The organism is Ventrimonas faecis (genome assembly GCF_040096075.1).
Lineage (GTDB): Bacteria > Bacillota > Clostridia > Lachnospirales > Lachnospiraceae > Brotaphodocola > Brotaphodocola faecis.
This window is the reverse complement of the sequence record NZ_JBBMFJ010000051.1, coordinates 1-10,633: the sequence shown is the minus strand read 5'-3', so window position 1 is coordinate 10,633 and position 10,633 is coordinate 1. Positions and strand designations below refer to the sequence as shown.

11 protein-coding genes are annotated in these 10,633 nt (G+C 44.9%); 2 read left to right on the top strand and 9 right to left on the bottom strand.

Annotated features, from left to right (window positions below; translation table 11 throughout):
- The 6 genes from WMO41_RS15360 to WMO41_RS15335 form a co-directional block, all read right to left on the bottom strand.
- Positions 1-1,118, bottom strand: a 1,118-nt coding sequence (locus WMO41_RS15360) for a diguanylate cyclase domain-containing protein (protein WP_349230509.1), incomplete at its 3' end; no start/stop codon positions are given.
- A 42-nt stretch (positions 1,119-1,160) separates the two neighbouring features.
- A complete protein-coding gene (locus tag WMO41_RS15355) occupies positions 1,161-1,385 on the bottom strand; it encodes a magnesium transporter CorA family protein (protein WP_349230508.1) in 225 nt (74 codons plus the stop codon).
- 97 nt (positions 1,386-1,482) lie between these two features.
- Positions 1,483-2,607 carry an MBL fold metallo-hydrolase gene (locus WMO41_RS15350; protein WP_349230507.1) on the bottom strand — a complete coding sequence of 375 codons (1,125 nt, stop codon included), beginning with the start codon at positions 2,605-2,607 and terminating at the stop codon, positions 1,483-1,485.
- Positions 2,588-3,661: an ABC transporter ATP-binding protein gene (locus WMO41_RS15345; protein WP_349230506.1), complete on the bottom strand. Its 1,074-nt coding sequence runs from the start codon at positions 3,659-3,661 to the stop codon at positions 2,588-2,590. The genes WMO41_RS15350 and WMO41_RS15345 overlap by 20 nt, the downstream gene beginning before the upstream one ends.
- Positions 3,645-5,135 carry an ABC transporter permease gene (locus tag WMO41_RS15340; protein WP_349230505.1) on the bottom strand — a complete coding sequence of 497 codons (1,491 nt, stop codon included), beginning with the start codon at positions 5,133-5,135 and terminating at the stop codon, positions 3,645-3,647. Before WMO41_RS15340 ends, WMO41_RS15345 begins: the two co-directional genes overlap by 17 nt.
- A gap of 215 nt (positions 5,136-5,350) precedes the next feature.
- Positions 5,351-6,478: an extracellular solute-binding protein gene (locus WMO41_RS15335; RefSeq protein ID WP_349230504.1), complete on the bottom strand. Its 1,128-nt coding sequence runs from the start codon at positions 6,476-6,478 to the stop codon at positions 5,351-5,353.
- Between the two features lie 1,092 nt (positions 6,479-7,570).
- Here WMO41_RS15335 and WMO41_RS15330 point away from each other — a divergent pair.
- The gene (locus tag WMO41_RS15330; RefSeq protein WP_349230503.1) at positions 7,571-7,699 is read left to right on the top strand and encodes a hypothetical protein; all 129 of its coding nucleotides are present in this window, start codon (positions 7,571-7,573) and stop codon (positions 7,697-7,699) included.
- A 386-nt stretch (positions 7,700-8,085) separates the two neighbouring features.
- Positions 8,086-8,979, top strand: coding sequence for a plasmid recombination protein (locus WMO41_RS15325; RefSeq protein ID WP_349230502.1), 894 nt, complete (start codon positions 8,086-8,088; stop codon positions 8,977-8,979).
- 107 nt (positions 8,980-9,086) lie between these two features.
- Here the strand turns inward: WMO41_RS15325 and WMO41_RS15320 are convergent, their stop codons facing one another.
- From WMO41_RS15320 to WMO41_RS15310, 3 genes are all read right to left on the bottom strand, one after another.
- Positions 9,087-9,461, bottom strand: coding sequence for a hypothetical protein (locus WMO41_RS15320; protein ID WP_349230501.1), 375 nt, complete (start codon positions 9,459-9,461; stop codon positions 9,087-9,089).
- 12 nt (positions 9,462-9,473) lie between these two features.
- Entirely contained in the window at positions 9,474-9,932 is a 459-nt protein-coding gene (locus WMO41_RS15315; protein ID WP_349230500.1) for a hypothetical protein, read from the bottom strand.
- Positions 9,933-10,066: 134 nt separating this feature from the next.
- On the bottom strand, positions 10,067-10,633 hold a 567-nt coding region (locus tag WMO41_RS15310; RefSeq protein ID WP_349230499.1), incomplete at its 5' end, for an RNA-guided endonuclease TnpB family protein.

Here is a 10,633-nt window from a genome sequence, read left to right as displayed (position 1 = left end):
TGACACGCGCATTCCCAGATGTATGCATCCAATTCCAGAATCTGTCCGGACTCTTCCAGAACATGAATAAACTCGTCCGGATAAATGTTGCCGTATTCCGGGTGCACCCAACGAGTGAGCACCTCGGCACCAATCAATTTCCCATGACGATAATCATACTGTGGCTGAAACCACGGCTGAATCTCTCCATCTTCTATCGCCTGTTTCAGATGGTGACTAATCTCTATCCCGCGCTTTTCTTTTTCCCACATCTCTTTTTTGAAAAATTCAACGCAATTGCCCTTTACGCGCTTTGCCAGTTTTCTGGCAGAATTCGCATAATCAAAGTAACGACTAACACTGCGTCTTTCGCTTTCTCCCGGTCGATACACATAGATACCACCGGCAAGTTCGAGATTGTAATGCTGACTCCAGCGTTCCTGATAAGCATCCACCGCCGACTTAACTGCGGCATGAAAACGCTGTTCTGATGTCTCCTCACTTACAAACTTCACCATAAGCACGAACATATCGCCTGTCACACGGCCCATCAATTCATCCTTGCCCAATATAGATGTAAGCTTTTCACCGAGAACCTGAAGAATATAATTTCCTTCTTCATAGCCAAAGTTATCATTCACATACTTAAACTGCTTGATGTCACAGTACCAGAATGCGTACGCCTGCTCTGGATTTGCCTCCAAAATCTGTTCAGCTCTCAGTTTGAACCCTTTGAGGTTGAGACATCCCATCAAGTTATCCTGATAATCGGAAATCACCTTGATCATACTGCCACAGATGTGAGGTGCCAGTGGGTATGTCATAACACGCACAAACTTACCGAGCTGCTCATTATAACGATCCATACAGCGAGACTCATTGTTTTTCAAAGTTTTTCGATAAATCTCTGTCTGGCTGGCATTCATCACCTGGAACATCTTCCAGAAAGGTTGATCTTCGACCTCTTCTTTTGCCAGACCAACTAAAGTATTATGCGCCTTGTTCGAGTATCGGATGATAAAATTATCCGGATCATGCCGCTCATTATCTAGTACTTCAATTGCGCAAAAAGGGGTTGGCATATCATCAAAATACTGACACTTTTCAATATCAAATTCCATCACTCTTAACTCTTCCATTCTGCTTTATCTTACGTAAAATTCTATAGCCATTTTTTATTCTTAAAAATATACCACTTTATTCTGTCGCACGTCAATCTTTGATTGATACATATCATGGAGCTGTAACGTATATTCGCGAAGAATCTGTGTGTCAGCCTGTAAACGCTCTGCTTTGTTCAAAAAGAAGCGGAACATATCCTTCGCATCTACATCGACAATCCCATTCGGACAGTCCTGCAAAACCTGGGCCATTCCGACCAGCTGCTTATAGAAACGTTTCCACATTGTCAGTTCTTTCGGGTATCCGATATTTCAGGTTGAAAAACACCGCTTTGAATATAAACTCGCTAACTTTAACATAACACAACAAACGAGAGCCCTTTCAGGCTCTCACGATAATATCTCTCTCATTGTTATGAAACGGAAGTATGGTATGAAAACGATTCTCGTTGATCATCTTTTCCATGTCAGTTCTGCTCTGATGATGAGGAAAATGACACCGAAATGCTGTTCCTTCCTCCAGAAGCTGTTCTACCGGACTTTTGCATTTTACCCGGCCGGTAACCATGATATCACTCCCCCGAAGGACGGCCTCTCTTACATAGATTGCATTTTCTTTCTTCTTTAAGTGCGTATCTGCAAGAAGGAGGATATCATAGCCCCTTTCGTCTTTCTGCCCTGGGATGATGGCCTTAGCACATGTATCTGCAAGCACATGCTGCATCGCTCTTAATGGTCCTTCTCGATACCACCAGGTCTCTTTCAACATTTCCCCGGCGCAGTCTGCAAAGCCTCTATCCACACAGACAGCTGCCTGTGGGAACGCCTGTTTCAGCATATAGAACAGTTCCAGTCCTCTCCCATACTGCGGCACAGGAAAAATAACGCTGCGGCCCTCTGCAAGGCTGCGCGATACCCGGACAGTGATATTCTCTCGAAGTTCCCTTGCCGGGCTGTTTATATGGTTATGAGCGCAGTCTATCACTGCCAGCTCTGCTTCCTGATTCTTCACGGCATCGCAGGCATAAAACAGGGAATCCTCCTGATAATCCCCACTGAAAAAAGCTCGCACCGTCTCATCCGTAATCTTAAACCACAGTCCACCAGGACAGTGACCGCTGCGGCCATACTCTGCCCTCAGCTCTCCAAGCTCAATATCTCCTCCCCCGCAGACGGGGTCGAAGGGGCTTTCACACAGAATGTGCGTCCTCTGGTACTGTATTTTTCCAAGGCATAAGGTCATGGCAGAGGCCACAAGTATCCCACTGAAACCATTTTCCACAAAATAGGAAAATGCACCGGAATGATCTTTATGGCAGTGAGTCATGAAAATGTAATCCACCTTTTCAAGCTCCTCTCTGGTCACAGACGGATAAGGATATGGATCCGTATCCATAATACCGCAGTCCACCATATAACAGTGCCCCTCCCTTCCGTATTCCACCAGAAAGCAACTCCGCCCGTGTTCTCCGTATCCGCCTTTTATCCTAAGCTTCACTGTAGACATAAAGCCTCTCCTCCGGTATTCTGACATATCCTTTTTCGCCATCAGCAAGGAACTGAGAATGAAGCATACAGAAGTCTTCTCCCTGTTCTGTCTCTACCTTCACACGATATACACCACCCTCAAAAGTGGACATAACAACCGAAACCGGTATCGTGTTATCTCCGTTCTCCCTCTGCCATGTGCACTCCTCCGGACGAAAACGAAGCTGAGTGTTCTGATCAGTCCTGTTTTCCGTTACAAAACCCAGCCCCATAAGCTCAGTCTCCCCCACTTTTACCTTGCAGAAACGACCTGAATCAGATATTGTGCTGGCCTTTTTCAAGCAATTTCCTGCTCCCAGAAGTCCCGCAACCATGCAGGTCTTTGGCTCCATGTAACACACAGAAGGAACATCCATCTGATCGATTTTTCCGCGATTCATCACAACAATCCTGTCTGCCATGGCAAAAGCCTCAGAAGGATCATGGGTCACATGGAACACAGTTGTGCGGAGGGAATGAAACAGCTGAGCCATCTCCGTGCGCATCTCAATTCTGAGCTGAATATCAAGGTTACATAGCGGCTCGTCCAAAAGAACGATATCCGGTTTCGTCACAAGTGCCCTGGCAATCGCCACTCTCTGCTGCTGTCCTCCTGAAAGTTCCGAAGGAAACTGATCCAAAAGCCCTTCAAGATGAAGAAGGGATACTACCTCATTTAACCGATTCTCCATCTCATTCTTTGGTAGTTTTTTTACTTTCAGGCCATAAAGGATATTATCCCTGGCCTTCATATGAGGCCATAGTGCGAAATCCTGAAACACCATGTTAATATTACGTTTCTCTGTAGGCACCATTTTCCCTGGGGCAGACACGATACTTTGGTGGATCGAAACTTCTCCTCCATCCAATGGTAGTATTCCAGCAATAATATTTAATAATGTGGATTTTCCACAGCCGGATGGACCCAGAACACTGATAATCTCTCCCTCCATCACGGAGAGATTGATTCCTTTAAGAATTTCCTTTGCACCGAACCGTTTTTTTACATCTTTTATTTCAAGTATTGTCTCCATGTATTTTCCCCTTATTTCTTCTAAAATTTAATCCGTACTCCAGTATCATCATAATACTGATAATAAATGCCGCACCTACCATTGTGGCTGCCGCCGCATATCCGAACTTCAGATCATTGTAGGAATCACTGATATATACGGGAAGGGTACTGTAATTCGGCGGATACAAAATGGTGGTGATTGCCAGGTTAAAGACACTGCCGCCGAAAGCTGCCAGAATCGCCGACACCGTGCTATTATGCAGCAAAGGCAAAAGGACGGTGCGTAATCTGCGCCCAAAACCTGCGCCCTGTACCTGAGCTGCTGTCAGAAGGCTCTTTGGTACCTTAGCCATACCTCCCACCAGCACCCGATTGATCAGTGGTATGGCAGAAGCCACGCTGGCTAACACAAGGATGGATGGCTTTCCATAAAGATGAAGCCCCAGTGGTGTAAGCCATTTCTGGTTCCACACAAAAATATAACCGATACCAAGAACTACCCCGGGCACTGCCATTGCAATAAGCGTCATCATGTCAATCACTTTTTTCAGACGGAACTCGGAATAGGTCAGCACATAGGCCACGCAAAAGCCTGCAAGCATGCCAATTACCGCTGCTGCACCCGCTAATCCCAGAGAGTGTTTTATGCCGGTGAGAAGAGTGCTTCCCGTTTGGAACACGGTAATATAGTTGTCAAGGGTGAACTGAAATTTCTGGATGCTGACAGAACTGGAAAATGACATAATCAGGTTAGAGCCCACAGGAATTCCGAGAGCAATTAAACTGAATAGCAGTGACATTCCAGAAAGGATATACTCTTTTACTTTTCCAATACGTCGGGCCTGAACCTGCTCCGTTCCATTGTCCAGGAAATCGTATTTTCTCTTTCCCATTGCTGCATACTGGATTACCATTGCAATGATGATCATAACCATCAGGTAAAGTGACAGCACTCCTGCCATGTCAAAACGTACAGGTGAGGAGCAGATGGCACTGTAGATTGTATATGGAAGTGTAGGAAAGGAATAGACTGCTGTGATGGTGGAGGACATGCCGTAATCTCCCACCGTATCCATAAAAATCAGCATGGCAGCCGAACAATATGCGGGAATGCACAGAGGCAGTTGTACCGTAAGCCATGCTCGAAAAGGTGCTGCACCGTTCATTCTGGCTGCATGGATCAGGCGGGCGGGATACCACTCCATGGCAGTCTTGATGGTAATATAGGCCAGCGGAAACTTGCACAGTACCATGACACTTACCAGTCCCCAGTAGCTGAACACAAAACGATTGACGCCCTGTATCCCAAGCCATGCACTGGCAATTCCGTTCCCTGCGGCAAAATAGACCCAGCCCTGAGCCAGAATAAAGGAAGGCACGATCATCAGGATCCAACTCACAAGATCCAGTATCTTTGCACCAAAAAAGCGGTATTTCACCCTGATATGAGCCAGAAATGCCGCCAAAATCAGCCCTATTGCTGTTGTTCCCACACTGAGAAAAAGAGAATTGCAGAAAGCTTTTTTCCAGAGAGGACGGACAAATACATCCAGCACCAATGCCAGATTTTTCAGATTGAATTTCTCTATATTAAGTCCTGGACATATAACCTGAAATAGTACTGCTGCCAAAGGCAGCAGTACTAAGATAATCAGGATCCCCAATATGCCAAGACCCGCTGTATTATCCCTGTTGTTCATCATCTCTCCTACTGTGCAGACATATCGGCAAACCAGGATTTGATTTCAGCCTCATTTTCTGCGCCAAACTCAACATCTGCTACAGCCAGCTTTGCATTTGCGTCGCGTTCCGCCTTTAAGGTGACATCCTTTACAGACGGCTCAAAATACCCCTCATCTCCTGTATTAACGAGCTGCTGCTGTGTTTCCGGATCAAGAAGGAAGTTTACGAATGCTTCTGCAATCTCACGCTGCTCTGTCTGAGCACTGATCGCCGCCACACGAGTGGAACCGGGTGCTCCGTCCTCAGGCCACACAATCTTCAATGGTTCCCCGCTTGCAACCATGTCGTATGCATTGGTCTCCTGAAGCATTGCCACAGAAATCTCACCGCTTGCCAGTGCCTGTACAACCTGAGGGTTCTTCGGGAATACCTTCAACCCCTGATCGAAGAGCTTCTTAAAATAGACTTTTCCGCCATCCATTCCGAGGCTATCCATAAAGTAAGCAGCCAGAGGATAGGCCGGAGCCGCTACTCCGGGATCTGCCATGCCGACTTTTCCGGTATATTTCTCGTCGGTCAGATCTGCAAAAGTCTTTGGTCCATCCGCTTCCGAATACGCATCCGTACGGTATACAAGCACACCTGCTGCGTGAATATCCGTTGGATAAAAACATTTGTTCTCCGGAACAAGCGTTTTGGAGAAATCAGTAAGACCTGCCGCATTTTCAGGTTCCCAATCTGTCACAAGCTCTCCATCCTGTGAAAGGGAATATACGTCATACATGGAATCAATCCAAACAACATCCCACTGAGGATTTCCCTTCTCGGCTGCAATTCGTGACATGGTCTCTGCACCGTTTCCGACAACAACCTCAACGTCATATCCTGTAGCCTTCTTAAACATATCGGGGATGACTGCATCGAAATCGTTCAGATATACAACCAGAGGCTTTGTCTGAGAGGTTTTCTCCTCTGTCGGAGTTTTCGCTGCTGCCTCTGTAGAAACTGCTGTCTGAGCCTCCGTAGTCTTGGCCTCTGTAGCCTCCGGTGATGCTGTGGTGCCAGCAGCATCGGATCCGCACGCAGATAAAGCAAGTGCCGCTGTCATACAGGCTGATACCATCATAATGTTTTTCCAGTTATTATTTCTCATAAGTACTCTTCCTCTGCTTTCTTTGTAAATTCGGGTTCATTGTAGCACATTGCAGGAAAAGGAAATATCATAGTAATGCTAAATATATGTAAATTCATGATTAACATGCATACAGTCTTCTGTTTTCGGACAGACTGTCTTTGGAGGTGATTCATCGCAAGTCCCCCACCGACATCCCATCAGTAATCTTTGACTTCCCTTCGATCCCACTGCACCATCGTCCGTGGTTCCCGTCGCTTCCGCTTCCGGAATGTCCCCCACCGATATCACCGCTCCACTCCATGACCTCCCGTCCGTCACCTTACTCCCGTCATCCGCGGTTCCATTTCGATTTCTTTTTTTCTTTTTACTCCAGAAAACTGGGACAATAATTTCGGAAAACTGGGACAAAAGTTTCTCAAAACTGTATTCTTATCCCAGAAAACTGGGACAGAATCCATTTTCTGTCATCGATTCGATACAACTTCCAGTTCCTTTTCAGGGGCCGCTTACACAGCTCCGCCGGGCTACCTATGCTTGGAAGCTTACGCCTTTGAAAAGAGGGGAATCCCCCTTCATTCAAAGATCTTTCTTTATTTTTTCTTAGAAAAAAGTAGGAGTGAAACGGATACAGGTGGTTCCTGTGGAAAGTACCCCCGTAACTACAAGACGGTTTCCCGCGCTACGCCGTTTTTCTGGAACCGATTATCGTATGACTGAGGAATGATTGGAGTGTAACGGATGGAAGCTGGAATGAGCATTGAACGATTTGGGAGATACCCAGATGGACTTCAAACGGACAGAAGGATGCAAGGCGAGGATGGAAAGTCACGGTGAGATGAATCAAGTCGGATGGGGGACTTTTATGCGCCGCCGGGCTACCATTGCGTGGAAGCTTACGCCTTTGAAAGAAGGATATCTCCCTCTGTTCAAAGATCACTCTCTACTCTTTCTTAAAAAAAAAGAAAAAAGGAATCGGTCACCTTGAACCGGCAATCGTTCACTGAGGAAACCAAGAAGGGGTGGAACGGAAAACGGTAGGACTGAAAAACGAATGGGGAAAAGAGTGGGAAAAATGCAAAACCATAAACTTAATACGTCTTTTCAGAAAATATGAAAGAAAATGAGTTCTGTTTTGCTTCGGAAATCCGCATAAATAAAGGAGATTGTGATGGTCCTAGTGGGGGAATTGGGGGGAATAATTTACTCATTTCAAACAATGATAATTTTGGTCTGTTCTGACTTGCAGAAATGTGGAATGATTGGTGAGAACTGCTTAGAATGTCTGGTACACATAGAAAGCTTCCTGTAGTGTGAGGTATGAGCGTTTTCTGGTATGGATGGTGATTCATCGTGATTCAGCTGCACTACTACTCTCCTGCGGTCGATGATGCTACGAATTGATATAAAATGTCTGGCAGACGGGTCTGGTCAGAGTCTTTCAAATTCCATAATATGGTTTATAAAATGAATTTGGACAATTACGGGTGGTTATAAAATCCGGTCATGTGCCTGCCAAAACAGCTTCACAAACCATTCTGGAACTGAAAAAACGGCATTTTAATCACTCCAAAACGGATAGAAGTCGATTTTTAGCGAATCCGAATCCGTCATACTAAATCCATATTATGGAATTTGGATTGGAGGAATATGCTATGGCAACGACAGAGATGATCATCAAGAAAATTAAAACAGAGACCGATTTTGAGGATGCGGGGAAAGTACTGAAGAAAGAAAAGCTCTATGAATCATTCACCAAAGTACAGAAAACTTTACCATACTATCACGGAAAACGTGTTCTAAGAAAGAATGGCGTGCTGGCGGTACTGCTCTCTTTTATCTATTCCGGAAAGATAGAAGACACGGATGGATGGACGCGGGATGTCCGGGCATGGGTGAAAATGACATTTGTAACAAAGTGGAATGCATTAATGGTGATTCAGAATGGTCCCTGCGATGAAAAAGGTTATGTTCATATGCTGCTTATTCCGGTGACGAACGAGGGGAAAATCTCCTATGACCATTATTTTGGAGGTTGCTACAAGTTGAGGGCCTTGCAGAGTTCCTATCATCAACTCATGATCAGCCGGCATGGGCTCAAAAACACTCCTCCGGGATCAGAACGGATTATGGGAAATCTCAAAACCTATCGCTTTAAGAAACAGCCTCTGCCAGCACTTCCGGAGGCCTATCAATTAGAGACAGGGAAAGAATATCGAGAACGAATTGAACCTCTCTTCCAAGAAACGATCGCATATTATCTGGAACGAACCGTAATAAAAGAATCCATGGGAGAACCGGAAAAAGCCGCTATCATGGTTCAGGGAAAGATGCAGCCCTATCTGGACTTCATCGAGAAATATGGATCCGTAAAAAAGGCAGAACAGATGCTTCTCACTTCCAGGGAACTGCAGTATGGAATTCGAGCGATGCAGGAACAGGGAAATAAAGAGATGATTCAGATGGTAATGAATGTGAGCAAGGCCGGAAAGGAATATATGAAGACGCACCAGATTGAGTAGGATGTGGCAGCAGGGTGATTCGGTTTGATTTTGCTTGTGCTGATGCCTTATCTTCTAGTATAATGTAGCATGATAACTGAGCACTCGAAGGAAACCGTATGATTAAGTTATCGATCCCCAGAAAAAGAAATGCCCATGACTGTTTGGTGGCTACCACACTGGAAAATTTTGCTGCACTGAACGTATTCCTTTCCTACGGCAGCGAATGCATCCTGAAGGAATCGGTTCTCTGTTCTTCCTGCCAGAACCGAACTTCCATTTGCATAGAGTCCGGAGATATAGAGTTCATCTGCCAGGATCCGATAATCACTCTTTCGGATCACTCCATCAGCCCTGGCCTGTTCCACAAATTCATTCACAGCCGTATTCACATAGTTCCGGCTTGTCATATCCATGTTCAAAAATAGAAATAGTGGAGCCAGAAGAAAGAATCCAAACAATAAGATCATGTACGAAAAGGATCTTCCAATAACGTCTTCCATAAAATGTTCCTCCTACTTGTAGTTAATAGCTGTTACTTCGTGATTGGTGATGGTAAGTTCTTTTTGATAGAGAGATGAAGTCATATCAAGATAAACCTCTTTCATGCCATTTGTTAGAATGAGGTGGCTGATATCTGTCTCTGAAGCATCGATACCATTTTTATAGGTCTTACCTCCGATTTGTACGGTTTGAACAGATCTTGGCAAATGCATCAATTCCTCGAAGACTGCATCTTTTGTCAGATACTCTCCCACTGCCTTTGTTTCCGTCTGCCCATTTCCTACATCTACGGTTACAGTACGATCATTGGGTGCATAACTTAGGTCTGAGGTTAGTTCTTGTCCGGCGTTGGCCGCACTGTCTGTATAAGCAGTGGTCGGCTGATAAAATAGAAATAACGTAATCATTGCTATCATAAATAGAATAATATCAATCGTGACATACCACGCCCGATCAAATGTTTCACTCATGAAAATCCCTCCTTGTCGCTTTCTATAAGTATGACAGATTTGGATGGTTGATTTGAATTCCGTCATGGAGATTTTTGGACATACAAAAAACGGCTTCTGTCTATAAGACAAAAGCCGGCTCGTTGCGTACCCAATTAATCCCGCAGCTCAAAATACATACCCGTAATACCTTTTGTTTTCTCATTACGGCATACGGTGCATAAGAAGTTTCCGGTTGGGGTGATGTACTTCTCATCTTTCGGATATGCTGCATGATTTCCATTGGAATCCACATACAACTCCTTCATGGAAAAATCAAGACCAATCGCGGTTTCTGCTTTCCTGATTTCATTCACCGGTTCCTCACAGGAATATAACAGAGCAACGTAATATCGTTCATCTGCTTCCTGCGTGATGGTTGCGCCTTTTAATTGATAACATTCATCCATCTTCCGGTGTTGTCTGATGCGTACCCAGCCAGCTTTTGGAAGTTTTAACTTTCCATTTTGTAAAACTATATTTCCATTCACATAATTGGTTGTATAGCTTCTTACTGGCTTCTTTTTTGATTTGAATTTTGGAAAACCTACAGAAGCATCACGAAAGAAATTTTTGTATGCTGTCTGCAAATGCAGCTGTGCATTACACAATGCCAGACTGTCTACTTCCTTCAGCCATGGAAACTCCGACTTATACCTGGCCGGTGTCACGCTTAAGTTCTT

Bases quoted from the DNA above. Each gene is read 5' to 3' on its own strand.
- WMO41_RS15330 (WP_349230503.1), top strand. From the start codon at position 7,571: ATGAAAGAAAATGAGTTCTGTTTTGCTTCGGAAATCCGCATAAATAAA.
- WMO41_RS15315 (WP_349230500.1), bottom strand. From the start codon at position 9,932: ATGAGTGAAACATTTGATCGGGCGTGGTATGTCACGATTGATATTATT.
- WMO41_RS15345 (WP_349230506.1), bottom strand. From the start codon at position 3,661: ATGGAGACAATACTTGAAATAAAAGATGTAAAAAAACGGTTCGGTGCA.
- WMO41_RS15325 (WP_349230502.1), top strand. From the start codon at position 8,086: ATGGAATTTGGATTGGAGGAATATGCTATGGCAACGACAGAGATGATC.
- WMO41_RS15355 (WP_349230508.1), bottom strand. From the start codon at position 1,385: ATGTGGAAACGTTTCTATAAGCAGCTGGTCGGAATGGCCCAGGTTTTG.
- WMO41_RS15350 (WP_349230507.1), bottom strand. From the start codon at position 2,607: ATGTCTACAGTGAAGCTTAGGATAAAAGGCGGATACGGAGAACACGGG.
- WMO41_RS15335 (WP_349230504.1), bottom strand. From the start codon at position 6,478: ATGAGAAATAATAACTGGAAAAACATTATGATGGTATCAGCCTGTATG.
- WMO41_RS15320 (WP_349230501.1), bottom strand. From the start codon at position 9,461: ATGGAAGACGTTATTGGAAGATCCTTTTCGTACATGATCTTATTGTTT.